This window comes from Streptomyces sp. NPDC058375, assembly GCF_042723425.1.
In the GTDB taxonomy this organism is placed as follows: Bacteria; Actinomycetota; Actinomycetes; order Streptomycetales; family Streptomycetaceae; genus Streptomyces; species Streptomyces durocortorensis.
Genome location: NZ_JBHXJG010000098.1, coordinates 1 through 25,151, shown reverse-complemented (window position 1 = coordinate 25,151; position 25,151 = coordinate 1). Strand labels below are relative to the sequence as shown.

General features: G+C 72.7%; 20 protein-coding genes and 1 pseudogene. 4 read left to right on the top strand and 17 right to left on the bottom strand.

Annotated elements, in window-relative coordinates; all coding sequences use genetic code 11:
* The 4 genes from ACFWM7_RS17935 to rimP all read right to left on the bottom strand — a co-directional run.
* On the bottom strand, nucleotides 1-550 hold a 550-nt coding region (locus ACFWM7_RS17935; protein WP_383261598.1), incomplete at its 3' end, for a translation initiation factor IF-2 N-terminal domain-containing protein.
* Nucleotides 551-704: 154 nt separating this feature from the next.
* Nucleotides 705-983, bottom strand: a complete 279-nt coding sequence (locus ACFWM7_RS17930) for a YlxR family protein (RefSeq protein WP_205082383.1) — start codon at nucleotides 981-983, stop codon at nucleotides 705-707.
* A 113-nt stretch (nucleotides 984-1,096) separates the two neighbouring features.
* Nucleotides 1,097-2,137 (bottom strand): transcription termination factor NusA, encoded by a 1,041-nt coding sequence (gene nusA / locus ACFWM7_RS17925; RefSeq protein ID WP_383261591.1) that lies wholly within the window; start codon nucleotides 2,135-2,137, stop codon nucleotides 1,097-1,099.
* A 2-nt stretch (nucleotides 2,138-2,139) separates the two neighbouring features.
* Complete coding sequence (gene rimP / locus ACFWM7_RS17920; protein ID WP_383261586.1) at nucleotides 2,140-2,643, bottom strand: ribosome maturation factor RimP; 504 nt, start codon at nucleotides 2,641-2,643, stop codon at nucleotides 2,140-2,142.
* A 176-nt stretch (nucleotides 2,644-2,819) separates the two neighbouring features.
* Between rimP and ACFWM7_RS17915 the strand changes: the two genes are divergently transcribed.
* Genes ACFWM7_RS17915 through ACFWM7_RS17905 form a run of 3 tightly spaced genes read left to right on the top strand, consistent with a single transcriptional unit; the run spans nucleotide 2,820 to nucleotide 4,857 of the window.
* Complete coding sequence (locus ACFWM7_RS17915) at nucleotides 2,820-3,374, top strand: hypothetical protein (protein ID WP_383261582.1); 555 nt, start codon at nucleotides 2,820-2,822, stop codon at nucleotides 3,372-3,374.
* Nucleotides 3,371-3,895: a ferritin-like domain-containing protein gene (locus ACFWM7_RS17910; protein WP_383261573.1), complete on the top strand. Its 525-nt coding sequence runs from the start codon at nucleotides 3,371-3,373 to the stop codon at nucleotides 3,893-3,895. Before ACFWM7_RS17915 ends, ACFWM7_RS17910 begins: the two co-directional genes overlap by 4 nt.
* A 32-nt stretch (nucleotides 3,896-3,927) precedes the next feature.
* The gene (locus ACFWM7_RS17905) at nucleotides 3,928-4,857 is read left to right on the top strand and encodes an aminoglycoside phosphotransferase family protein (RefSeq protein WP_383261571.1); all 930 of its coding nucleotides are present in this window, start codon (nucleotides 3,928-3,930) and stop codon (nucleotides 4,855-4,857) included.
* Between the two features lie 62 nt (nucleotides 4,858-4,919).
* Here ACFWM7_RS17905 and ACFWM7_RS17900 read toward each other — a convergent pair whose 3' ends face one another.
* The 13 genes and pseudogenes from ACFWM7_RS17900 to ACFWM7_RS17840 form a co-directional block, all read right to left on the bottom strand.
* Complete coding sequence (locus ACFWM7_RS17900; protein WP_383261567.1) at nucleotides 4,920-6,623, bottom strand: proline--tRNA ligase; 1,704 nt, start codon at nucleotides 6,621-6,623, stop codon at nucleotides 4,920-4,922.
* A 69-nt stretch (nucleotides 6,624-6,692) separates the two neighbouring features.
* On the bottom strand, nucleotides 6,693-7,262 hold the full coding sequence (locus ACFWM7_RS17895; RefSeq protein WP_383261561.1) for a GNAT family N-acetyltransferase: 570 nt from the start codon (nucleotides 7,260-7,262) through the stop codon (nucleotides 6,693-6,695).
* 61 nt (nucleotides 7,263-7,323) lie between these two features.
* On the bottom strand, nucleotides 7,324-8,169 hold the full coding sequence (locus tag ACFWM7_RS17890) for a GNAT family N-acetyltransferase (protein ID WP_383261555.1): 846 nt from the start codon (nucleotides 8,167-8,169) through the stop codon (nucleotides 7,324-7,326).
* 152 nt (nucleotides 8,170-8,321) lie between these two features.
* Entirely contained in the window at nucleotides 8,322-9,479 is a 1,158-nt protein-coding gene (gene ispG / locus ACFWM7_RS17885; RefSeq protein WP_030629615.1) for a flavodoxin-dependent (E)-4-hydroxy-3-methylbut-2-enyl-diphosphate synthase, read from the bottom strand.
* A 172-nt stretch (nucleotides 9,480-9,651) separates the two neighbouring features.
* Nucleotides 9,652-10,962, bottom strand: a complete 1,311-nt coding sequence (locus tag ACFWM7_RS17880; protein WP_383261552.1) for a M50 family metallopeptidase — start codon at nucleotides 10,960-10,962, stop codon at nucleotides 9,652-9,654.
* Nucleotides 10,959-12,212: a 1-deoxy-D-xylulose-5-phosphate reductoisomerase gene (gene dxr / locus ACFWM7_RS17875; protein ID WP_383261550.1), complete on the bottom strand. Its 1,254-nt coding sequence runs from the start codon at nucleotides 12,210-12,212 to the stop codon at nucleotides 10,959-10,961. The genes ACFWM7_RS17880 and dxr overlap by 4 nt, the downstream gene beginning before the upstream one ends.
* A gap of 70 nt (nucleotides 12,213-12,282) precedes the next feature.
* Nucleotides 12,283-13,229 (bottom strand): annotated as a pseudogene (locus ACFWM7_RS17870) (3-phosphoshikimate 1-carboxyvinyltransferase).
* Nucleotides 13,230-13,369: 140 nt separating this feature from the next.
* The gene (locus ACFWM7_RS17865) at nucleotides 13,370-15,325 is read right to left on the bottom strand and encodes an acyl-CoA dehydrogenase family protein (protein WP_383261547.1); all 1,956 of its coding nucleotides are present in this window, start codon (nucleotides 15,323-15,325) and stop codon (nucleotides 13,370-13,372) included.
* A 245-nt stretch (nucleotides 15,326-15,570) separates the two neighbouring features.
* On the bottom strand, nucleotides 15,571-17,016 hold the full coding sequence (locus ACFWM7_RS17860) for an aldehyde dehydrogenase family protein (RefSeq protein ID WP_383261544.1): 1,446 nt from the start codon (nucleotides 17,014-17,016) through the stop codon (nucleotides 15,571-15,573).
* Between the two features lie 103 nt (nucleotides 17,017-17,119).
* Nucleotides 17,120-18,355 (bottom strand): MFS transporter, encoded by a 1,236-nt coding sequence (locus tag ACFWM7_RS17855; RefSeq protein WP_383261541.1) that lies wholly within the window; start codon nucleotides 18,353-18,355, stop codon nucleotides 17,120-17,122.
* 105 nt (nucleotides 18,356-18,460) lie between these two features.
* Complete coding sequence (locus ACFWM7_RS17850; RefSeq protein ID WP_383261531.1) at nucleotides 18,461-19,057, bottom strand: TetR/AcrR family transcriptional regulator; 597 nt, start codon at nucleotides 19,055-19,057, stop codon at nucleotides 18,461-18,463.
* Between the two features lie 62 nt (nucleotides 19,058-19,119).
* Nucleotides 19,120-20,694, bottom strand: coding sequence for a PucR family transcriptional regulator (locus ACFWM7_RS17845; RefSeq protein ID WP_383261526.1), 1,575 nt, complete (start codon nucleotides 20,692-20,694; stop codon nucleotides 19,120-19,122).
* Nucleotides 20,695-20,893: 199 nt separating this feature from the next.
* Entirely contained in the window at nucleotides 20,894-23,407 is a 2,514-nt protein-coding gene (locus ACFWM7_RS17840) for an ATP/GTP-binding protein (protein WP_383261521.1), read from the bottom strand.
* 264 nt (nucleotides 23,408-23,671) lie between these two features.
* Between ACFWM7_RS17840 and gabT the strand changes: the two genes are divergently transcribed.
* Entirely contained in the window at nucleotides 23,672-25,012 is a 1,341-nt protein-coding gene (gene gabT, locus ACFWM7_RS17835) for a 4-aminobutyrate--2-oxoglutarate transaminase (RefSeq protein ID WP_383261516.1), read from the top strand.
* Nucleotides 25,013-25,151 lie beyond the last annotated feature (139 nt).

Here is a 25,151-nt window from a genome sequence, read left to right as displayed (position 1 = left end):
GGCCACCGTCGCGCTGACCGCCGGCCGGAGCCGGACGGGCGGGTGCGGGACGCGGACCCGGCGTGGCGCCCGAGGGACGCGGGCTCTGGGGCTGCTGGGGGGCGGCCGGCTGGGCCGGAGCCGGAGCCGAGAACTCGGCGGCCGGGACCGGGGTCACCGGGGCCGCCTTCGGCGCGGGCTTCGGGCCCGGACGGGGGCCCGCCGACGGCGCGGAGGGCGCCGCGGGGGTGCTGGTCTCCGGGGCCTCGGCAGCGGCCGGCTTGGGGGCCGGTGCGCCGGGCTTCGGGGCAGCAGGACGTGCCGCAGCGGCCGGGGAGGGCGCTGCGGGCTTCGCGGGCGTCGCCTTGCGGGGCGCGCCAGGCTTGGCAGCGGACTTGCCGGCGTTGCCGCCGGGCCCCTGCAGTGCGTCGGTCAACTTACGTACAACCGGCGCCTCGATCGTCGAGGACGCCGAACGGACGAATTCACCGAGTTCTTGGAGCTTGGCCATGACGACCTTGCTCTCTACGCCGAACTCCTTGGCGAGTTCGTATACCCGGACCTTAGCCACTTCGCTCCTTTTAGGTCCGGGTTACCGCCGGACCGTCGCTACTTCATGGGCGTACTCATCGCGTACTCATCGAGTGCTCATCGCAATCTCGACCTACTTCCAACTCGCGAGGTACCTGACCGCACGGGGCCCCGTGCCGTTCACTTTCACTTTCTTACGGTGTCGCCCGCTCGACGAACCGCGTGAGTGCCGCGGTGTCGAACGGCCCCTTGGCCTTGAAGGCCCGGGGGAACGCCCGGCGGCGAACCGCCAGGTCGAGACAGACAGAGGTGGGGTGCACATAAGCACCCCGGCCGGGCAGCGTACCGCGTGGATCAGGGGCGCAGGCGCCCTCGTCCACCACGATGCGCAGCAGCTCGCTCTTGGCCACTCGCTCCCGGCATCCCACACAGGTTCGCTCGGGGCAAGCGCGGGCTTGCGTCCGGCCAGACACGGTTAAGTCTACCTCCCCGTACCGACCTCACCCCTTTGGGGCAAAAATCGAACGGATGTTGTCGTGATCTCAGCGGCGTACGGCCAAGATCTATTCCCTGGAGCGGCTCCGGGTCAACGCCTTTCCGAGCGCTCCCGGGCCCGCTCGGCCCGCTCGCGGTCGGCGTTCTCCCGCTCCTCGTCCGTCTCGGTGTCCGGCCGGATGTCGATGCGCCAGCCGGTGAGGCGGGCGGCGAGGCGGGCGTTCTGGCCCTCCTTGCCGATCGCCAGCGACAGCTGGTAGTCCGGCACGGTGACCCGGGCGGAGCGGGCGCCGAGGTCGACGACCTCCACCTTGCTCACCCGGGCGGGCGAGAGCGCGTTGGCGACCATCTCGGCCGGGTCGTCGGACCAGTCCACGATGTCGATCTTCTCGCCGTGCAGCTCGGCCATGACATTGCGCACACGGCTGCCCATCGGGCCGATGCACGCACCCTTGGGGTTCAGACCGGCGCGGGTGGAGCGCACGGCGATCTTGGTGCGGTGGCCGGCCTCGCGGGCGATGGCCTCGATGACCACCGAGCCGTCGGCGATCTCCGGGACCTCCAGCGCGAAGAGCTTCTTCACGAGGTTGGGATGGGTGCGCGAGAGCGTCACCGACGGGCCCCGGACGCCCTTGGCGACCCGTACGACATACGTACGAAGGCGCAGGCCGTGGGTGTACGCCTCACCCGGGACCTGCTCCTGGACCGGCAGCATGGCCTCCATCTTGCCGATGTCGACCAGGACGTTCTTGGGGTCCTTGCCCTGCTGGACGACGCCGGTGACGACATCGCCCTCGTGGCCCGCGTACTCACCGAAGGTCTTGTCGTCCTCGGCGTCGCGCAGCCGTTGCAGGATGACCTGCTTGGCGGTGGTCGCGGCGATCCGGCCGAACCCGGAGGGCGTGTCGTCGAACTCCTTGGGCTCCTGGCCCTCTTCGAGGTCGGCCGGGTCCTCCTTGGCCCACACGGTGACGTGGCCGTTCTCGTCCAGCTTCACGCGCGCCCGGCGGTAGCTGCCGTCGGTGCGGTGGTACGCGATGAGGAGGGCCGACTCGATCGCCCCGACGAGCACGTCGAAGGGGATCTCCTTGTCCTGCGCCAAGCCCTTCAGAAGCTTCACATCGATGTCCACGGCTACGCCTCCTCTTCCTTCTTGTCCTTGCGGTTGAATTCGATCTCCACGCGCGCCTTGGCGATCTCGTCGAAGGCGAGGCGGCGGGCGGTGGGCTTGCGGCCCTTCACGCCGGGCACTTCGAGGTCGAGCCCGTCCTCGTCGACGGCGAGGATGCGGGCGACCAGCTCACCGGAGCCGTCGCCGGCCAGGTGGAACCTGGCCAGCCGGCCGGTGGCGCGTACGTAGTGGCGGTGCTCGGTCAGCGGGCGGTCCGCGCCGGGGGAGCTGACTTCGAGGACGTATTCGTCGTCGCCCATCGCGTCGGTCTCGTCCAGCTTCTCGGAGATCGCGCGGCTCAGCTCCGCACAGGCGTCCAGCTCCACGCCCTCTTCGGAGTCCACGATGACCCGCAGCACTCCTCGGCGGCCGGCCCGGGACACCTCGATCTCCTCGAGGTCCAGCTGCTGCGCGCTGACGAGCGGTTCCAGCAGCCCGCGCAGCCTCTCGCTCTGGGTGGTGCTCATCCGGGTGACTCCTCGGCCGCGTGTGCTGTTGTGGGGATCGTCGTGCGTCAGGTCAAAGGGTATCCGGTCGCCAGGGGTGTTGCCGTCCGCCTGCCGCTCGGCCGCGGGTACGCTCGCCTGCGGTGATCACATCAGGACAGATCCTGTCAGGACCGGTCCAGGCCCGAAGGAGAAACGTGCGGCGCACGGGGACGACGCGCAGGGGGGCGCTCACCGCGACGGGAGCCCTCGCCCTGGGTGCGGTGCTGACCGGCTGCGGGGGCGACGACGAGCCGGCCGGGGGCGGGCGGCCCGCGCACTCCGGCGCGCGGGCCGCCTCCGCGAAGACCGAGAAGACGCTGCGCGAGAAGGCGGTGCGCGACGGCGCCCTCCTGCTCGCCCGGTACGACCTGGTGGCCGAGGCGCATCCGGCCACGGCGGCGGGTCTCGGGCCCCTGCGGGCGGCCGTCGCGGAGCACGGGAAGGCACTGGCGCCGCCGCGCGCGAAGGACGAGCCGAAGAAGGGCGCGCCGAAGGCCGACGCCCCTTCGGCACCCCCCGGTCCGGTGTCGGCCGACCCCGAGGCCGCGGTGCGGGAGCTGGCCGTCGCCGAGCGCCGCCGGGCCGACGCGCACACCGAGGCCCTGCTGAGCGCCGGACCGGAGCTGGCCCGGCTGCTGGCCTCGGTGGCGGCGGCCGCCGCCGCACACGCGTACCTGCTGACCGAACTGGCCGAGGAGACAGCCGTATGAGCACCCGTTCCGTCCGGCGGTCCGACGACGACTCCGACGCCGACTCCCCCGAGCTGACCGCCGTCCAGGCCGCCCTGGCCGCCGAGCACGCCGCGGTGTACGGCTACGGGGTGCTGGGCGGCCGTCTCGACGGCAAGCGGGGGGCCGAGGCCCGGGCGGCGCACGACGGCCACCGGGCCCGCCGGGACGCGCTGGCGCGCACCGCGCGGGACCTGGGCGGGCGCCCGGTGGCCTCGGACGCCGCGTACGCCCTGCCGTTCGCCGTGCCGGACGGGCGGGCTGCGGTGCGGCTCGCCGCGGTCCTGGAGGACCGGATCGCGGGCGCCTACGCCGATCTCGTACGGGCCACCGAGGGCGCGCGGCGCAAGGACGCCGCGGGTGCGCTGCGGGAGGCAGCGGTGCGGTCGGCCCGGTGGCGGGGCGGCAACGTAGCCTTTCCGGGGCTCGCCGAGCGGGCCGCCGGCGCGGATCCGGACGCGACGGGCCCGGTGGAGGCAGCGGGCGCGGACGGGACGCGCTGACCCGAAGGATCCGGAAAGGGAACACACGACGTATGGGTTTCGAACCGCCGCAGCGCCTGGTGCGCGCGCTCGGCGAGATGTACGGGGAGGCCGCGGCGGCCGACTGGCTGGCCGGGCTCCCCGCGCTGACCGAACGGGCGCTCGCCGCCGGGGACGGCCTGACCGTGGAGCGGGTGGCCGCCCCCGGCGGGCGCAGCTCCCTGGTGGTCCTGGTGCGGCGGGCCGACGGAACCCCGGCCGCGCTGAAGATCGCCCCGCCGGTCGCCGGTCCCGAGCTGGAGCGGGCGGCGCTGGAGCACTGGAACGGCTGGGGCGCGGTGCGGCCGCTGGAGGGCCCGGAGTTCGACGGAGCTGAGCTCGACGGGTCCGGGGCGCTGCTGCTGGAGCGGCTGCACCACGAGGTGTCGCTGCGTTCGCTGCCGGAGGCGAAGGCGCTGCTGGAGGCGGCGGGCACGGTGCGCAGGCTGTGGGTGGAGCCGCCGGCCGGGCACGGCTTCGAGAGCGTGGCCGGGCGGACCGAGCGGCAGAGCGCCGGGATGCGGGCGGCCGCCGAGGCCGATCCTGAGCTGGCGCCGCTGGTGGACGCGGCGCTCGCGGCCCGGGCCGAGCTGGTCGAGGGGCCGCCCGAACTCCTGCTGCTGCACGGCAACTTCCGGCAGAGCAAGGTGCTGGCCGGCGAGCGGGCGCCGTGGCTGACGGTGGGTCCGGAACCGCTGGTGGGCGAGCGCGCCTACGACCTGGCGCGGCTCGTGCGGGACCGGGTGGAGGATCTGATCGCCTCGCCCGGCGGCCCGGTGACGGCCCGGCGGCGGGTCAAGAAGCTGGCGGAGTCGCTGGAGGTGGAGCAGGCACGGCTGCACGGCTGGACGCTGTTCCGGGCGGTCGAGTCGGGCACCCGCGCGCTGGCCGAGGGGCGGCGGCAGATGGGCGAAGTGAACCTGGAGTTCGCGGGCTGGCTGTAGCCCTGTCCCCTACGGCGAAGGCCCCCGCGCACACGTGCGCGGAGGCCTTTCCCATCGGCTGATCAGGCCAGGTCGGCCGTCAGGCGGGCGATCGCCTCGTCGACGGTCAGCTCCTCGCGCTCACCGGTGCGGCGGTCCTTCAGCTCCAGGACGCCGTCGGCGGAGCGGCGGCCGGCGACGAGGATCTTGGGCACGCCGATCAGCTCGGAGTCGGTGAACTTCACGCCGGGCGAGACGCCGGGGCGGTCGTCGACGAGGACCCGCAGGCCCGCCGCGTTGAGCTTCTCCGAGACGTCGAGGGCCAGCTCGGTCTGGAGGGCCTTGCCCGCGGCGACGACGTGGACGTCGGCCGGGGCGATCTCGCGGGGCCAGCACAGGCCCTTGTCGTCGGCGGTCTGCTCGGTGAGGGCGGCCACGGCGCGGGAGACGCCGATGCCGTACGAGCCCATCGTGACGCGGACGGGCTTGCCCTGCTGGCCCAGCACGTCGAGCTGGAAGGTGTCGGCGTACTTGCGGCCGAGCTGGAAGATGTGGCCGATCTCGATGGCGCGGTCCAGGGTGAGGCCGGTGCCGCAGTTGGGGCAGGGGTCGCCCTCCTCGACCACGACGACGTCGACGTAACTGTCGACCTCGAAGTCACGGCCCGCGACGACGTTCCTGGCGTGCTTGCCGTCCTTGTTGGCGCCGGTGATCCAGGAGGTGCCGGGCGCGACGCGGGGGTCGGCGAGGTAGCGGACCTTCTCCAGGCCCTGGGGGCCGACGTAGCCGCGTACGAGGTCGTCGCGCCCGACGAAGTCCTCGGCGGTGACCAGCTCGACGACGGCGGGCGCCAGGTGCTCGCCGAGCTTGCCGAGGTCGACCTCGCGGTGGCCCGGGACGCCGACGGCGACGATCTCGCCGTCCACCTTGACCAGCAGGTTCTTCAGGGTGGCCGAGGCGGGGACGCCCAGGTGCGCGGCGAGCGTCTCGATGGTCGGGGTGTCGGGGGTGTCCAGCTCCTCGACCGCGCCGTGCGCCGCGCCGTCGACCGGGGCGAGCGCGAAGGTCACGGCCTCGGTGTTGGCGGCGTAGTCGCAGTTCGGGCAGTCGGCGAAGGTGTCCTCGCCGGCGGCGGCGGGGGCGAGGAACTCCTCGGAGGCGGAGCCGCCCATCGCGCCGGAGACGGCGGAGACGATGCGGTGGTCCAGGCCCAGGCGCTCGAAGATCTTGATGTACGCGGCCCGGTGCAGGGCGTAGGAGTGCGCGAGGCCCTCGTCGGTGGTGTCGAAGCTGTACGAGTCCTTCATCTGGAACTCGCGGCCGCGGAGCACGCCGGAGCGGGGGCGCGCCTCGTCGCGGTACTTCGTCTGGATCTGGTAGAGCATCACCGGCAGGTCCTTGTAGGACGTGCACTGGTCCTTGACGGTCTGGGTGAAGATCTCCTCGTGGGTGGGGCCGAGGAGGTAGTCGCCGCCCTTGCGGTCCTTGAGGCGGAAGAGCAGGTCGCCGTACTCCTCCCAGCGGCCGGACGCCTCGTAGGGCTCCTTGGGCAGCAGGGCGGGCAGCAGGACCTCCTGGGCGCCGATGGCGTCCATCTCCTCGCGGACCACGTTCGAGATGTTGTCCAGGACCTTCTTGCCGAGCGGCAGCCAGGACCAGATGCCGGCCGCGTTGCGGCGGACGTATCCGGCGCGGACCAGCAGCTTGTGGCTGAGCGTCTCGGCGTCCGCCGGGTCGTCGCGCAGTGTCTTGATCATCAATCGGGACATGCGCTGGACCTGGGCCATGGTGAACTCCTGCTCGCGAAAGTGGTGAGCCCGAGGTTAACCGGGCGGTGCGGGCGGGCGGAAATCCATTCAGCTCGCGCGGAGCAGAGGCAGGGGCGCGCCCATGACCGCGTACGGCTGCGGGGCGCTCGGGAAGACGACCTGGCGGGCCAGGTCGCGGTAGCCGAGCGCGCGGTACAGGGCGCGGGCCGGGCTGTCCTTGTCGATCGCCGAGAGGATGGACCGGGGGTGGTCGACGGCGTCGGTGATGGTGGTGATCAGGGTGCGGCCGATGCCGCGCTGCTGGTGGTCGGGGTGGACGTGGAGCTCGGTGATGACGAAGGAGTCGTCGAGCCAGCCGTCGGAGCCGGTGGCCCGCAGATAGGGCTCGACGACGGTGGACCACCACTGGGCGCGGTCGTTGGGCAGCCCGTAGACGAAGCCGACGAGCCGTCCGTCGGGGGCGGTGGCGCCCAGTGCCCGGGCGCGGGGGTGTTCCAGGTGCCTGAGGACGATGTGACGGCGTACGTCGATCTCGTCCTGACTCAGTCCGAAGGCGGCCGCCTGGACGTGCAGGGCTTCGTCGACGCGGGCGGCGAGGTCGACGGGGCCGATCTCGGCGTCGGGTGCTGCGGGGCCGTGCGCGGGGACTGCTGCCATGCGGGAACCCTACTGGCCGGGGCGGGCGCCCGGGTAAGCGCGGCGGCCGGGAACAGGACGTTCAGAACAGGACGCTCATGAACGCGCCGACCTCGCGGAAGCCGACGCGGCGGTAGGCCTTGCGGGCGGGGGTGTTGTAGTCGTTCACGTACAGGCTGACGATGGGGGCGACGTCGGCGAGGGCGTAGCGCAGGACGGCGGCCATGCCTGTTTCGGAGAGGCCTTTGCCGCGGTGTTCGGGGGCGACCCAGACGCCCTGGATCTGGCAGGCCTCGGAGGTGGCCGCGCCGATCTCGGCCTTGAAGACGACCTTGCCGTCGTCGATGCGGGCGAAGGAGCGGCCGGTGCCGATGAGTTCGGCGACGCGGGCCTGGTAGAGGAGTCCGCCGTCGCCGGCGAGCGGGGAGATGCCGACCTCCTCGGTGAACATCGCCACGCAGGCCGGCATCAGGACCTCGGTCTCGTCCTTGCGGATGCGGCGGACGAGCGGGTCGGGCGTGACGTCGGCGGCCAGGCTCTCGGTGACCATGAGGGGCTGGTTGGCGCGGACCTCGCGGGCGGGGCCCCAGCTTGGTTCGAGGAGCCGCCACAGCTGGGTGGTGGGTTCGGCGGGGCCGACGATGGAGGAGCAGCGGCGGCCGGCCCGGCGGGCCCGGTCGGCGAAGGCGCGGACGGCTTCGGGTCCGGCGCAGATGGGGACGAGGTTGGCGCCGGAGTAGCACAGGGAGCGGAGCCTGCCGTCGGCGTACCAGCCCCACATCTCGCCACCGAGGCGCCAGGGGTCGAGCCCGGCGACCTGCACGCGGGACGTCACGAAGGCGTTGGCGACGGGCTCGCTCTCCAGAATGGCGAGTGCGGCGCCGAGGTCGCTGGGTTCGAGGACCCGGGTGGTGGTCTGCGTCAACACGAGGGGGCCTCACCATGCGGTCTGCTGATTTCCGCACTGTAACCGAGAAGGCCCTCGAACGCCGCCCGAGTCCGGGGAACGGCTTCCGGGGACGCAGCCGCCCCGCCGGGCACGGAGTCCGGCGGGGCGGTGATGGCGTGGGAGGGCGCTGGTCAGGCGCCGATGGAGACCTGGGGTTCGCCGGACGCGATGCCGTCCTTCTCCATCTGCTCGGCGATCTTCATGGCCTCTTCGATGAGAGTCTCGACGATCTTCGACTCGGGGACGGTCTTGATGACTTCGCCCTTCACGAAGATCTGGCCCTTGCCGTTGCCGGAGGCGACGCCGAGGTCGGCCTCGCGGGCCTCGCCGGGGCCGTTGACGACGCAGCCCATGACCGCGACGCGCAGCGGGACCTCCATGCCCTCCAGGCCGGCGCTGACCTGGTCGGCGAGCTTGTAGACGTCGACCTGGGCGCGGCCGCAGGACGGGCAGGAGACGATCTCCAGGCGGCGCTGCTTGAGGTTCAGCGCCTCCAGGATCTGCAGGCCGACCTTGACCTCCTCGGCGGGCGGGGCCGAGAGGGAGACGCGGATGGTGTCGCCGATGCCCTCGGAGAGCAGCGCGCCGAACGCGACGGCCGACTTGATGGTGCCCTGGAACGCCGGTCCGGCCTCGGTGACGCCGAGGTGGAGCGGGTAGTCGCTCTGGGCGGCGAGCTGGCGGTAGGCGTTGACCATGACGACCGGGTCGTTGTGCTTGACCGAGATCTTGATGTCGCCGAAGCCGTGCTCCTCGAAGAGCGACGCTTCCCAGAGGGCGGACTCGACGAGGGCCTCGGGGGTGGCTTTGCCGTACTTCTTCAGGAGCCGCGCGTCTAGCGAGCCCGCGTTGACGCCGATCCGGATGGGGGTGCGGGTCTCGGAGGCCGCCTTGGCGATCTCCTTGACCTTGTCGTCGAACTGCTTGATGTTGCCCGGGTTGACCCGGACCGCCGCGCAGCCGGCGTCGATCGCGGCGAAGACGTACTTCGGCTGGAAGTGGATGTCGGCGATCACCGGGATCTGCGACTTCCGGGCGATGGTGGCCAGCGCGTCGGCGTCGTCCTGCGTCGGGCACGCGACCCGGACGATCTGGCAGCCGGAGGCCGTCAGCTCGGCGATCTGCTGGAGCGTGGCGCCGATGTCCGACGTACGGGTCGTCGTCATCGACTGCACGGAAACGGGTGCGTCGCCGCCGACCGCGACCGTGCCGACCTGGATCTGTCGGCTGACCCTTCGGTCGGCGAGCTTGGTCGGAACGGCCGGCATTCCGAGAGAAATCGCAGTCATGCGCTGTGCATCCCCAAGGTGTGGATCAAGGTCCCGAGATCGGCGGGCTCCAGCCTTCGAGGTTACGGCACCGGAGGCAGGACGGACGCATCGTGTCGACAAGTCCACCCGTTGGTGAGCGGCCGGACACAACGCGTGTGCCCGGCCGCTACCTGTGGGACGGAAGGGGCGATCAGGTGATCTTGACGGGGTTCACGATGTCGGCCACCAGGACCAGCAGCGTGAAGCAGATGAAGACTCCGGCGACCACATAGGCGACCGGCATCAGCCGGGCCACGTCGAACGGGCCCGGGTCGGGGCGCCGGAAGACCTTGGCCACATTGCGCCGCAGCGACTCCCACAGCGCGCCCGCGATGTGCCCGCCGTCCAGCGGGAGCAGCGGCAGCATGTTGAACAGGAACAGCGAGAGGTTGAAGCCCGCGAGCAGGAACAGCATCATCGCGACCTGGTTCTGCGCCGGGATGTCGAGGTTCATCACCTCGCCGCCGATCCGGGCCGCACCGACCACGCCGACCGGCGAGTCGTCGGCCCGTTCGCCGTCGCTGAAGGCCGCGTCCCAGAGGGCCGGGATCTTGGAGGGCAGGGCGATGATCGAGTCGACACCGTTCTCGATCATGTCGCCCATGCGGACGACGGAGTCGCCGAAGCCGAGCGGCACGATCTCGGTCTGGGCGGCGAAGCCGAGGTAGCCGGCCTTGACGAACTCCTCCGGGATGACCTCGCCCCTGCCGTCCTTCTTCGCGACCTCGTTCTCACGCAGGACCGCGTTGAGCGTGACTTCCTTGCCGTCGCGTTCGACGACGATGGTGGCGGGGCCGATCGTCTCGCGGATGCGGTCCGAGAGCGTCGCCCAGTCGTCGACCTTCGTCCCCGCGAAGGCGACGATCTTGTCACCCTCCTGGAGCCCGGCGGCCTTGGCGGGCGAGGGGTCGTCGCCGGCCTTGCAGGTCTGGCGCTTCTCGCTCTGCGCGATCACACACTGCTGGACGCCGCCGACCTCGGTGGTCTGGGTCTGGAAGCCGAAGGTCATCGCGACGCCCATGAAGATGGCGACCGCGAGGATCAGGTTCATGAAGGGGCCGGCGAACATGACGATGACGCGCTTCCACGGCTTGCGCGTGTAGAAGAGCCGCTTCTCGTCGCCCGGCTGCAGCTCCTCGAAGGCGGCGGAGCGGGCGTCCTCGATCATGCCGCGCCACGGGGAAGTGGAGCGGGCTTCGAGGCGGCCGTCGGGGCCGGGCGGGAACATCCCGATCATGCGGATGTAGCCGCCGGCCGGGATGGCCTTGATGCCGTACTCGGTGTCGCCCTTCTTCTTCGACCAGAGCGTCGGGCCGAAGCCGACCATGTACTGCGGCACCCGGATGCCGAACATCTTGGCCGTGGAGAGGTGGCCCAGCTCGTGCCAGGCGATGGAGAAGAGCAGGCCCACGACGAAGACGGCGATCCCCAGGACCGTCAGCAGGATCGAGGTCAGACTCATGCGCGCGCCTCCGCTGTCGCTTTCGCCGAGAGTTCCCGGGCCCGTGCGCGGGCCCACGTTTCCGCTTCGAGGACGTCCGCGACGCTGAGCGAGGTTCCCGGGGCGGGGGTGCCGTGTTCGGACACCACAGCCGTGACCGTATCCATGATTCCGTTGAAGGGCAGCTGTCCGGCGAGGAAAGCGTCGACGCATTCCTCGTTCGCCGCGTTGAACACGGCCGGTGCGGTGCCGCCGAGCCCGCCGACGTGCCGGGCGAGACCGACGGATGGGAAGGCCTCGGTGTCCAGCGGGAAGAACTCCCACGTGGAGGCCTTCGACCAGTCGAAGGCGGGGGCCGCGTCCGGGATCCGCTCGGGCCAGCCGAGGCCGATGGCGATGGGGCCGCGCATGTCCGGCGGGGTGGCCTGGGCGAGCGTGGAGCCGTCGCTGAACTCGACCATGGAGTGGACGTAGGACTGCGGGTGGACGACGACCTCGATCCGGTCGAACGGGATGTCGTAGAGGAGGTGCGCCTCGATGACCTCCAGACCCTTGTTGACCAGGGTCGCGGAGTTGATCGTGATGACCGGTCCCATCGCCCAGGTCGGGTGGGCGAGCGCCTGCTCCCGGGTGACGTCGGCCAGCTCCTCGCGCGTACGGCCCCGGAAGGGTCCGCCGGAGGCGGTGACGACGAGCTTGCGGACATCGGCGCGGGTGCCCGCGGCCAGGGCCTGGAAGAGCGCGGCGTGCTCGGAGTCGACCGGGATGATCTGGCCGGGGGCGGCGAGCGCCTTCACCAGCGGGCCGCCGACGATCAGCGACTCCTTGTTGGCGAGGGCGAGCGTGCGGCCCGCCTTCAGCGCGGCCAGGGTCGGGGCGAGCCCGATGGAGCCGGTGATGCCGTTGAGCACGGTGTGGCAGGCGCTCGCGGCGAGGGTGGTGGCCGCGTCGGGTCCGGCCAGGATCTCGGGGAGCGGCTCGCCGGTCCCGTACTGGTCCCGCAGCGCCTCGCGCAGGGCGGGGACCGCGTCCTCGGCGGCGACCGCGACGGTGTCGACCCGCAGTCGGCGAGCCTGCTCGGCCAGCAGGGCGACCCGGCCGCCGGCGGCCGAGAGCGCCGTGACCCGGAAGCGGTCGGGGTTGCGCAGGACCAGGTCGATGGCCTGGGTGCCGATGGACCCGGTGGAGCCGAGGATCACGAGATCCCGGCGGCCGTCCGCGGTGTCGAAGACGAGATGCGGATCGGCGAGGGGGGCGGGGCTGTCGCTCATGCCTCCATTGTTGCCGCTCCGACTGTGTGCAAGGACAGCGCGTCCCGGTGGGGCGGACCCGCGACCCCGTTCAGCGCCCCGGGAGGTCGTGCGCGACGTCCGCGAACACCTCGTGGAAGCGCGGGAACGTCTTGCGTACGCAGCCGGGGTCGTCGTACGTCAGACCGGGGGTGCGCAGCCCGGCGACGGCGAAGGACATCACGATGCGGTGGTCGCCGTGGGTGGCGATCCCGGTGGGCTTCGGCGTGCCGGGGTGGATCTCGATCCGGTCCGGTCCGGTGTGGGCGGTGATGCCCATGGCGCGCAGGTTCTCGGCGCACGCCTCCAGCCGGTCGCACTCCTTGACCCGGGTGTTGGCGACCTCCTCGATGATGACGGGCCCGTCCGCGTACGGCGCGATCGCGGCGAGGGTCGGCATGGTGTCGGAGATGTCGCGCATGTTGAGGGTGATCCCGCGCAGCCGGCCGGTGGAGCGGGCGGTGGTGGCGTCGGCGCTGACCTCGGCGCCCATGTCCCGAAGGAGGTCGACGAAGCGCAGGTCGCCCTGGAGCGCGCCGGTGCCGAGGCCGTGAGTTCGCCGCCCTGGATCCCAGCGGCGCGCACGGTCAGCGGGTGGTGCCCCTCGGCCCCCTCGTGGCGCAGGTCGACACCGAGGGCGCTGAGGGCCCGGGTGAGCGGGGCGAGCGGGCGGCGGCGCATCTGGGCGGAGGCGTCGAAGCGGTACGTGCCGGAGGCGGCGGCCGCGACGAGGGTGGGCAGGAAGCGGGCGGTGGTCGCGCCGTCGCGGCAGTGGACGTCGGCGTCGGGGACGGCGGGCCCGCCCGGGCGGCCCTCGATCTGCCAGCGGTCGGCCTCCTGCGTGACCCCGTACCCGAGGCTCTTCAGCCCTTCGGCGAAGCCCTCGGTGTCGTCCGAGCGCAGCGGCCGCAGCAGGGTGGTGGTGCCTTGGGCGGCGGCGGCCAGGAAGAGAGCGCGGGCGGTGACGGACTTGGAGCCGGGGATGTCGATGACGGTCACGGCGCTCATCCTGCCCTGCGGCGGGCGGGCCGGGCGGGGCGCGTTCGGTGCGTGGACGTAGGGGGACGCAGCCCGTACGGCCGTACGTCCGGTGCGTGGACGTGGGGGACGCACCGGACGTACCTCGTACGGTTCCGTGCCTAGCGCACCGGGCGGTGCTGGTTCTCCTGCGCGGAGGGGCCTGGGGTGGCGTCCGCGATCCAGGGGCCTTCGCCGCTGGGGTCGATGACGCCCTCCTCCAGCCAGGTGTACGTCCCCGACAGGACGCCGTCGACCACGCGCCGGTCAAGGTCGTCGGTGTTGGACCACAGGCGGGTGAACAGTTCCTCGACCCGGATGCGGGCCTGCTCGCAGAAGGCGTCCGCGAGCTGGTAGGCCTCGCGGCCGTGCTCCTCCGCCCCGCGCAGATGCTCGGCGCGGACGCAGGCGGCGCTCATCGCGAAGAGTTCCGCGCCGATGTCGACGATCCGGCCGAGGAAGCCCTGTTTGGTCTCCATCCGGCCCTGCCAGCGGGACATGGCGTAGAAGGTGGACCGGGCGAGCTTGCGGGAGGCCCGCTCGACGTACCGGAGGTGGCCGGAGAGGTCGCGGTGCCCGGCCGGGTGGAACTCGGCGTACGTACGCGGCAGTTGTCCCGGCCCGGCGACGAGTTTGGGCAGCCAGCGGGCGTAGAACCCGGCGGCGTTCGCGCCCGCCTTCGCCTTGGCGGAGAGCGGCTTTTCGGGGTCGATGATGTCGCCCGCGACCTTCAGGTGGGCGTCCACGGCCTCGCGGGCGATCAGCAGATGCATGATCTCGGTGGAGCCCTCGAAGATCCGGTTGATCCGCATGTCCCGGAGCATCTGCTCGGCCGGGACGGCCCGCTCCCCGCGGGCGGCCAGCGACTCCGCGGTCTCGAAGCCGCGGCCGCCGCGGATCTGGACCAGTTCGTCGGCGATCAGCCAGCCCATCTCGGAGCCGTACAGCTTGGCGAGGGCGGCCTCGATGCGGATGTCGTTGCGGTCCTCGTCGGCCATCTGCGAGGAGAGGTCGACGATGGCCTCCAGGGCGAAGGTGGTGGCCGCGATGAACGAGATCTTGGAGCCGACCGCCTCGTGTTTGGCGACGGGCCGGCCCCACTGCTCGCGTACGGCGGACCATTCGCGGGCGATCTTCAGGGCCCACTTGCCGACGCCCACGCACATCGCGGGCAGCGAGAGGCGGCCGGTGTTGAGGGTGGTCAGGGCGATCTTCAGCCCGGCCCCCTCGGGCCCGATCCGGCAGGCGCCGGGAACCCGGACGCCGTGGAAGCGGGTGACGCCGTTCTCGATGCCGCGCAGGCCCATGAAGGCGTTGCGGTGCTCCACGGTGACGCCGGGGGCGTCGGCCTCGACGACGAACGCGGTGATGCCGCCGGGGTGGCCCTCGGAGGCGGGCACCCGGGCCATGACGACGAGGAGGTCGGCGACGACGCCGTTGGTGGTCCAGAGCTTCACCCCGTCCAGGATGTAGTCCGGCCCGTCGGGCACGGCGGTGGTGGCGAGGCGGGCCGGGTCGGAGCCGACGTCCGGCTCGGTCAGCAGGAACGCGGAGATGTCGGTGGTGGCCAGCCGGGGCAGGTAGACGTCCTTCTGCTCCTGGGTGCCGAAGATCTTCAGGGGCTGCGGTACGCCGATCGACTGATGCGCGGAGAGCAGCGCGCCGATCGCGGGGCTGGCGGAGCCGACCAGAGCGAGCGCCTTGTTGTAGTACACCTGGGTGAGTCCGAGGCCGCCGTACTTGGTCTCGATCTTCATCCCGAGGGCGCCGAGCTCCTTGAGCCCCGCGATCACCTCGTCGGGGATCTTCGCCTCGCGCTCGATCCGGGCGCTGTCGATGTGCGTCTCGCAGAACGTGCCCAGCCGCGCCAGGAACTCCTCGCCGCGCCGTATGTCGTCCGGCGGTGGCAGGGGGTGCGGATGGATCAGGTCGAGCCGGAAGCGCCCGAGGAACAGCTCCTTGGCGAAGCTGGGCTTGCGCCAGTCCTGCTCCCGGGCGGCCTCGGCGACCCGTCGGGCTTCACGTTCGGTGACCTTGGGGGCCTTGGGGACCTGAGGGGTGTTGTGTGGTGCGGACATGAGGGACCTCACCTCGCCGCGCGTGACCAGGAGGGATGGGCCGCCCGGGACGCACGGACTGCTAGTCGCTGCTTACTGGTCCGTATGTAACCCCTGTACCCGTGGTTCGGCACCCGCACCAGCCCCCGCGCACGGACACGCGAACGGCCTGAGCCCCCGCACAGTCGGGCTCAGGCCGTTCTCTTGCGCGCCCCCGGCCGCGCTCGCTGTCCGGGCGGAAGGCGGGCGGGGGTCGTCCGGGGGTGTTACAGGGCGAGGCCGGTGAGGACCAGGACGCGCTCGTAGGTGTAGTCGTCCATGGCGTAGCGGACGCCCTCGCGGCCGACGCCGGACTGCTTGGCGCCGCCGTACGGCATCTGGTCGGCGCGGTACGAGGGGACGTCGCCGACGATCACGCCGCCGACCTCCAGGGCCCGGTGGGCACGGAAGGCGGTCTGGAGGTCGTGGGTGAAGACGCCTGCCTGGAGGCCGTACTTGGAGGAGTTGACGGCCGCGAACGCCTCAGCCTCGCCGTCGACCTTCTGGATCGACATGACCGGGCCGAAGACCTCTTCGCAGGAGAGCGTGACGTCGTCGGGGAGGGAGGCGAGGACGGTCGGGGCGTAGGTGGCCCCGTCGCGCTTGCCGCCGGTGAGGAGTTCGGCGCCGCCCTGGACGGCCTCGTCGACCCAGGACTCGACGCGCTTCGCGGCGTCCTCGCTGACGAGCGGGCCGACATCGGTCGTGGCGTCGGCCGGGTCACCGGTGACGAGGGCCTCGACGGCGGCGACGATCTTCGGGACGAGCCGGTCGTAGACCGAGGCGTCGGCGATGACGCGCTGCACCGAGATGCAGGACTGGCCGCCCTGGTAGTTGGAGAACGTGGCGATCCGGGTGGCCGCCCAGTCGAGGTCCTCGTCCGAGGCGTAGTCGCCGAGGACGACCGCCGCGCCGTTGCCGCCGAGCTCCAGGGTGCAGTGCTTGCGGGGCACCGACTCCATGATCGCGTAGCCGACCGGGCCCGAGCCGGTGAAGGAGATGACCGGCAGGCGCTCGTCCTGGACCAGGGCGGGCATCTTGTCGTTCGGGACCGTCAGGACGGACCAGGAGCCGGCCGGGAGGTCGGTCTCGGCCAGCAGCTCGCCCAGGATCAGCGAGGAGATCGGGGTGGCGGGGGCGGGCTTGAGGATGATCGGGGCGCCGACGGCGATGGCCGGGGCGACCTTGTGGGCGCTGAGGTTCAGCGGGAAGTTGAAGGGCGCGATGCCGAGGACGGCCCCGCGCGGGAAGCGCCGGGTCAGCCCGAGGCGGCCGGTGCCGCCGAGGTCGGTGTCGAGCCGCTGGGCCTCGCCGCCGTTGAAGCGGCGGGCCTCCTCGGCGGCGAACCGGAACACGGACACGGCCCGGCCGACCTCGCCGCGGGCCCACTTGATCGGCTTGCCGTTCTCCGCCGAGATCAGCTGGGCGATCTCCTCGGTACGCTCCGTCAGCCGCCGTACGACGTGGTCGAGGGCAGCGGCCCTCACGTGCGCCGGGGTGGCGGCGAACTCGTCGCGTACGGCGTGGGCGGCGGCGACGGCCTCCTCGACCTGGGCGTCGGTCGGCACGCTGACGGTGCCGACGAGGCGTCCGTCGTACGGGTTGGTGACGTCGAAGCTGTCGGCACCGGTGGCCCGGCGGCCGGCCACCCAGAAGGCGTGGGGCGAAGTCATGGAGGTTCCGGCCCTTCGGAGGTCGTGAGGAGGTGGGGATGTGTCTCGTCGTGGGCGCCCGGAGGGCTCCCCTCTGTGGTCCCACGGTAGGGCGGGGAGGCGCTCAGGGCGTTTGTCCGGCGTGGAGCGGAGCGGGGGCCGGGTGCTCCGAATTGGCGGGAGTGGTGTCAGCGGATCGCTCCGGTCCGGCCGCCCCGGGGCTCTTCGTACGCCGGAGCAGATCCGGTACGAGGGTGAGCAGGCCGGTCACCGCGAGGCCCGCGCCCAGCCAGAGCGGGGCGCGGGGGCCGAACCGGTCGAGGCCCAGGCCGCCCAGCGCGGAGCCGAGGACCACGCCGAGGGTGATGAAGGAGCTGTGCACGGTGTTGACGAGGGGGCGGGCGTTGCCGGTCCGCTGGACCCGGGTGACCAGGGCCGGGTTCATGGTGACCCCGGCGAGACCGATGCCCAGCACGCAGAGCACCGCCCACACCTCGAACCGGGCCGGCAGGGCGAACCCGGCGAGGAACGCCGCGTTCAGGGAGAGGCCGATGAGCAGGACGGGAAGGGTGTGCCGGTCGGCGAGCCGGCCCACGACGGTGTTGCCGATGACGGTGGCGGCGCCGTACGCCAGGAGCAGCAGCGGGACCGTGCCCGAGGAGAATCCGGTGACGCGGGTGAGGATCGGGTTGAGGTAGCTGAAGGCGGAGAAGGTAACCCCGATGACCATGGTGCTGGTCAGCAGGGTGACCCAGAGCCGGGGAGCGCGGAACGCCGTCAGCTCGGAGCGGAAGGTGCCACTGCCCTCCGGCCGGCCCGTCCGGCGCACACCGATCGCGGTGCACAGGGCGGCGACGACGGTCAGGGCGGAGATGGCCCAGAACGCGGCCCGCCAGCCGTGGCGTTCGCCGGTCAGGGTGGCCAGCGGCAGCCCGAGCAGGGTGCCGAGCATCAGGCCGTTGAGGATGACCGCCACGGCCCGGCCGCGCATCTCGGGGCGGGTGAGCTGCGAGCCGAGCGAGATCGCGACGCCGAAGAAGGCCTGCGAGGCGACTCCGGTGATGATCCGGGCGACCACCATGGCCGGGTAGCCGGACGCGGTGGCGGCGAGCACGTTCCCGGCCAGGAAGACCGGGAAGAGGACCATGAGCGCGGCCTTGGGCGGGAGCCGCAGCAGGGCGACGGAGAGCAACGGTCCGCCGAGCGCCATGGACAGGGCGAAGACGGTGATCAGGTAGCCGATCTGCGGGACGGTGACGTTCAGGCCCTCGGCCATCTGCGGCATCAGTCCGGCGACGACGAATTCGCTGGTGACCATGGCGAAGATGCCGAAGGCCAGTACGTGGACAGCACGCGGCACGGTCGGTTCCCCCTGTGGGTGCTGTTTTGTATCGGTCGGTTCAAAACGTGGGCACGAGTCGGCGACACCCCGACCCCGGAGGTGGGCCGGCCGGGGCGGGAGGACTCAGTGGATCAGGGCGTCCAGCGCGGTGTCGGCGACGGCCTGGACGGCGGCCCGGTCGGCTCCGCCCTGGGCGGCGATCCGCATACCGCCGATGACCGCGTTGACGTACCGGGCGAGGGCGTCGGAGCCCCGCGCGGAGGCGATGGATGCGTCGCGCTGCCCGGCGGCGATGACGGCGGACAGGGTCCGCAGCCTGCGGGCGGCGTCGCGATCCAGGAGCCGGGCGGCCTCGGGGTCGCGGGCCGCGAGCTCCACCGTGCCGTTGACGCCCAGACAGCCGATGCTGCGGCCGCCGGGGCGGTGGTCGAACTCGTCGGCCACGATCTTGTCGAGCAGGGCGCGGACCCGCCCGGCGGGCGAGCGCGACTCGTCCTCCAGCACCGCGGCCTGGGCCTCGGCCATGGTGTCCAGATAGCGCGCCAGGGAGCGCGAGAACAGCTCGCGCTTGCTGCTGAAGGTGTTGTAGATACTGCTGCGCCCCAGCCCCGTGGCGGCACACAGGTCCTGGGTGGAGGTGGCCTCGTAGCCGTACTCCCAGAAGGTGCGCATCGCGGCGTCCAGGGCCCGCTCCTCGTCGAACTGTCTCGGTCGGGCCATGGCAGCACTCCAGGGTTTTGGACCGACCGCTGCAATACCCTTTCGGAGGGAGGGGCGGGCGCTCAGCCCTCGGCGGGCGCGGTCGCCTCCGTCGCCTTGAGGGCGAGCCACAGCTCCATGCGGACGTCCGGGTCGTCCAGCGAACGGCCGAGGATCTCCTCCACCCGGCGCATCCGGTAGCGCAGGGTGTGCCGGTGCACGCCGAGGTCGGCGGCGGCGGCGTCCCACTGACCGTGGCGGGAGAGCCAGGCACGCAGGGAGGCCACGAGGTCGCCGCGGCCCTTGGCATCGTGCTCGTACAGGGCGCGGAGCATGCCGTCCGCGAAGGCCCGTACCGCGTCGTCGGCGAGCAGCGGGAGGACCGAGCCGGCGGCCAGCTCCTCGTGTTCGACCAGGGCCCTGCCCCGGCGGCGGGCGACGGAGAGGGCCTGTTCGGCCTGCTTGTACGCGGCGGAGACGGCGATCGGGCCGGAGGGGGCGGAGAGGCCCACCACGACGTCGCTGTCCTCGGCGCCGCCCTCGCGCGGGGCGCGGTCGTCCTGGGCCTCGGCGTAGGCCGCGCAGGCGGCGACGGCGGAGCCGCCGTCGGCGGCGAGCACGACGACGCGTTCGCCCTCGGGGACCAGGAGCAGGGCCTCGCCGGTACGGGCGGCGGCGGCCTCCATCGTCTCGGTGAGCAGCTCAGGCCCGGCGGGTGCGGAGGCCTCGGCGATGAGCAGCCGGAACGGGGCGTCGAGCAGCCCGCCGTAGAGGTCTCCGGCGACCGCCCGGGCATGGTCGGGCTGTCCGGCGAGCAGCATGCGCAGGACGGCGGCGCCCAGGCGTTGTTCGGCGCCCTGGAGGGAGCGGGAGCGGGCGGTGGTGAGGGTGAGCAGGGCGACGGCGGAGTGCACGGCGTACCGCTCGGCGGTCCCGAGCGCCGCCCCCGTACCGACGGCCAGCGCGCCGCGCGCCCGGCGGCCGGTGCCCAGCGACTGGAGCTCGACCCGGTCCTCGTTGTCACCGACGACGACGCTGGCGGGGGCGGGTCTGTCCCGGAGGCGTTCGACGTCGGGGGTGAGGCGGGCGGCGCGGCGGGCGGCCCACTCGGGGGCGGCGGCGAGGACCGCGCCGGAGGTGTCGTACAGGGCGGCCCAGCCGTCGACGTGGGCGGCGAGCCGGGCGAGGAGATCGGCGGGCCCGTCCCCGGCGAGCGCGGCCTTGGTCAGCTCACGCTGGGCCTCGAAACCGGCGGTGACCGCGCGGTACTGGTCGGCGGCGATGGCGGCGGAGACGGCCTTGCTGATGGCGAGGAACGGGGTGCGGCGGGGCACTTCGAGAAGCGGCAGGCCGGCTTCCTCGGCGGCTTCGACGAGCGCTTCCGGCACGTCCTCGTAGTTGACCCCGACCGCGAAGCCGACCCCGGCGACCCCGGCCCCGGCCAGCCGCCGCACGTAGCGCCGCATGGAGTCGGCGTTCTCGGCGTCGAGGTTGGTGGCGGTGACGAGGAGGAGTTCGCCGCCGTCCATGTACGGGACGGGGTCGGCAAGCTCACTGGCGTGGGCCCAGCGCACGGGGGTGCCGAGCCGGTCCGCGCCCGCCCGCACGGTGAGCTTGAGCGCCGAGTGCTGGACGAGCGAGGCGAGCGTGGGGGGCATGGGCGGGGAACCCTCAAGGTCGGGGACGAGGTCGCGGGCGCCACCGCCGTACGGACGGCCGGATCGCCGGCCGTCACGATGGCCCCGAATTTCGCCGTCCCGTATGAACGGCTACCTCCGATTCTGCCAGGGCGGCAGGGTGCCGGTAACCGCTCTCCGTCGACTGTCGGGTTACTTCCGGGTAGCCACTTCCTGCGTCTCAGCCGTCGAGGTGGACGAGGAGGGGGGGTGCGTGTTCGCCCTCGACATTGGCCAACCGGATGACCGCGTGCCCGGCCGGAACCGCGTACGCCAGTTCCGAGGCCGACCACCGCTCCCGCTCGACCTGCCGTACGGTCACCGCGTCCGTGGTCACGGCCTTGCCGGTGACGAGCTTGCGCAGGGCGTGCAGGGCGCGGGTGAACGGCTGGTCGGCGAAGACGGTGTGCTGGGCGACCTCGCGGGTCTCCACCCATTCCTTGCCCCAGGCCTCGGCGAAGCGTTTGCCGTCCCAGGTGGTGATGCCGGAGAAGGCCGCCGTGCAGCCGACCGCGCCGAGCAGCGGGGTGTGCAGGGCTTCGGGGACGTCGTCGACGGTACGCAGGGTCAGCACCGCCCCGGCGTTGACCGAGCGGAGCCGGCGGATGCCTCGGACGGTCTCGGCGGTGACGGCGTGGGTGGCGTCGTCCAGGACGAGGCAGACGAAGAGCGAGGTGTCGGTGCGGGCGGCGGTGATCGCGGTGAACTGGGCGAGGAGCAGCCGGGTCAGCAGCCGGGCCGCCTCCGCGTGGCCGCGCTCCGGCAGGTCGACGCGGACCCGCAGCGGGTGCTGGCCGAGCGCACGCAGCTCGAAGGGGCGGGCGTCCGGGCCGGTGGCGAAGAACCCGGCGAACGTGGGCCGGTCGAGCAGGGCCACCCGGTCGGCGAGGGCGGGCGCCGGGTCGCCGGGGCCACCCGCCTGCCGGGACCGCGCGTCCAGCTCGCGGAGCATCGCGTGGTGACCTGCGGCTTCGAGGGAGGCGCGGAGCCCGGCGTGTGCGGCCGGTGTGCCGTCGAGGAGTTCACGCAGCTCGGGTACGGAGGGGAAGTGGCCGTGCGCGGCGCGGTACGGGCCGAGCAACTGGGCGAGGACGGTGGCGGCGCGGCGGCTGTCGAGGCTGCCGACATCGCCGACGAGCCCTTCGGCGAGGACGGCTGCCGCCTCGTCGGGGTCGGTGGTGCCGCCGTACAGGTCGATGTCGTGGGCGGAGCCGGGGTGGCCGAGGCGGACGACGACGTCGAAGGCGTCGTCCGGGCCGAGCGGCTCACCCGCCCCGCCGACGGCGAGGACCGCGGCCTGTCCGGCCAGCGCGCGCAGGGCGAGCGCCTCGACGACCGGCCGGACCAGCCGGGCGGACTTCCCGGCGCCGGGCGGCCCGACGGCGAGCAGGGACGTGCCGAGCAGGGCGGGGTCCAGGGCGAGGCCCGTGCCCCGGCGGACGTACGGGTTGTGCGGGTCCTCGGCGCACCGGCCGATCCTGACCTGGCCGGTGAGCACGTCGTGGCGGGCGGTGCGCCGGGGCAGGTCGCGGGTGCCGGAGGGGTGCAGGGCGGCGGCCCCGCCGGTCCGCAGGACGGCCTCCGCGAGGGGGGCGAGCCGTTCGGGCCGCCGGGTGGCGAGGGTCCAGGCGTGGCGGAGCCGGGCCACGTCCACGTCGTTCATGCGGCCGGTGCGGACCTCGGCGGTGAGAGTCTCCGCGGCGTCGGTCCAGCCGGCGGCGCGCAGCTCGGGCCACTGGTCGGCGGAGGTCGTGGTGGCGGGGGCCGAGGTGTCCGCGGGCGTGACGGCAGAAGTACCCCGGCGGGCGGCGATCAGCTCGCGCCAGCGGCCGAGCCGGGCGAAGGGCCAGAGGACGGCGGCGGCGATCAACGCGTAGATCACGTTGACGACGGTCTGGCTCTGGTAGATCTCGCCGCCCGCGACGGAGGCGACCAGGACCAGGACGGGGCGGACGACCGGGAGCGTCTCCTTCCAGACGAGCAACTGGGTCAGGCCCGCGGCGGCGGCTGCCGCGAGGGCGAGAAAGGGCTGACCGCGCTCGGCGACATGGCGGCGGAAGAGCTCGGCGAAGTTGCCCACGCGACCGCAGCCGTAGGCCAGCAGGCCGAAGAGGATCGCCTCGTACACCGTGAGGGCGTCGCTGCCCTCGATGGTGCGGGGGCCGCCGGAGGTGCCCGGGTTCCACCACTCGCCCGGGGTGAAGAGCTTCAGGGGGACAAGGCGGTAGGGGAGGTAGCCGTTGCGCCACAGCGACCACAGCAGCAGCGCGGAGAGCAGCGCGATCAGCGCGCCGACCAGCAGCGACCGGTCGGACACCCGCTCGGACTCCTCGGGCGGGGGCGGGGTGTAGCCGTACCGCCAGACGCCCGGTTCCTGCGGCGGTCGGGGGGTGCGCAGCCAGGCGTCGACCGGGGCCCCGGGGGGCGGCTGCTCGGCGGGCGGGGACGCCGCGGGCCCGGCCGGATGGTGCTTCACCGGCGGGGTCGACGCGGGCCGAGACGGCGAGTGACCCAGCGGCGACGCGGGCCCGGCGGGACGGCCCTCCACCGGAGGGGCCGGATGCCGGTCGGCCGGATGCGTACCGGCGGCGGGGTGCGGGATCCGTGGCGGGGTCGTGGGCGGTGGCGGAACGGCCGGACCGGGGGCCCTGTCCGCGTCCGGTCCCCGTACACCCCGCGTGCCGTCGTCGTCCATGAACCACTGCCCCCTTGACCTGCCGGTCCGTCCGCTGCCCCGGTCAATCTAGTGCGCGCACACGGTGAGTTCAGCAACGCGCCCGGATAGTGACCGTCCGGGAGCCGAGGGGACGCGTGTCACCTCGGGCGCGCCGAGTGCCGCCACCTGTCCGCCAAGGACAAGGACACACCCCCACCACTCCCGTTCGGAGCATGCCCGCACCCCTCCCCCACCCCTAGCCTGCGAGGAGAAGAGCGTCCGAAACACCCCCAGGAGCCCCGCATGACCGCAATCCCGCAGGAGCGCCGCGTCGTCACTGCCATCCCCGGCCCGAAGTCCGTCGAGCTGCAGGCTCGGCGGACCGCGGCCGTCGCCGCAGGTGTGGGCTCCACCCTGCCGGTGTTCACCGCCCGTGCGGGCGGCGGGATCATCGAGGACGTGGACGGCAACCGGCTGATCGACTTCGGGTCCGGGATCGCCGTGACCTCCGTGGGCGCGTCCGCCGAGGCCGTCGTACGCCGGGCCTCCGCGCAGCTCGCGGACTTCACCCACACCTGTTTCATGGTCACGCCGTACGAGGGGTACGTCGAGGTCTGCGAGCAGCTCGCCGAGCTGACGCCGGGCGACCACGCGAAGAAGTCCGCGCTGTTCAACTCGGGCGCCGAGGCCGTCGAGAACGCGGTGAAGATCGCCCGCGCCTACACCAAGCGCACCGCCGTCGTCGTCTTCGACCACGGCTACCACGGCCGCACCAACCTGACCATGGGCATGACGGCGAAGAACATGCCGTACAAGCAGGGCTTCGGCCCGTTCGCGCCCGAGGTCTACCGCGTCCCGGTCGCCTACGGCTACCGCTGGCCGACCGGTGCCGAGAACGCCGGTGCCGAGGCGTCCGCGCAGGCCGTCGACGCGATCACCAAGCAGATCGGCGCGGAGAACGTCGCCGCGATCATCATCGAGCCGGTGCTCGGCGAGGGCGGCTTCATCGAGCCCGCCAAGGGCTTCCTCCCGGCGATCGCCCAGTTCGCCAAGGACAACGGCATCGTCTTCGTCGCGGACGAGATCCAGTCCGGCTTCTGCCGCACCGGCCAGTGGTTCGCCTGTGAGGACGAGGGCGTCGTCCCGGACCTGATCACCACCGCCAAGGGCATCGCGGGCGGTCTGCCGCTCTCCGCCGTGACCGGCCGCGCCGAGATCATGGACGCCGCACACGCGGGCGGCCTGGGCGGTACGTACGGCGGGAACCCGGTCGCCTGCGCCGGTGCGCTGGGCGCGATCGAGACGATGCGCGAGCTGGACCTGAACGGGAAGGCCAAGCGGATCGAGGAGGTCATGAAGGGCCGCCTCGCCGAGATGCAGGCGAAGCTCCCGAACGGCGACATCATCGGTGACATCCGCGGCCGCGGCGCGATGATCGCGATCGAGCTCGTGAAGTCCGGCACGAAGGACCCGAACCCGGAGGCGGCCGGCGCGCTCGCGAAGGCCTGCCACGCCGAGGGGCTGCTCGTCCTGACCTGTGGCACGTACGGCAACGTCCTGCGTTTCCTGCCGCCGCTGGTGATCGGCGAGGACCTGCTGAACGAGGGCCTGGACATCATCGAGCGGGCGTTCGGCACGCTCTGATGCCTCGAACCCGGGAACGGGCAAAGCGGCCTTTCGCCGCTTCCGTCCGGCATCCGGGTGAGGGCCTGTGAAGAAGGTGTGCGGGGGCGATGGCGGGAGGCGGTGGCGACTGTCGGCCGCGCCTCCGCTGCCGTACGGC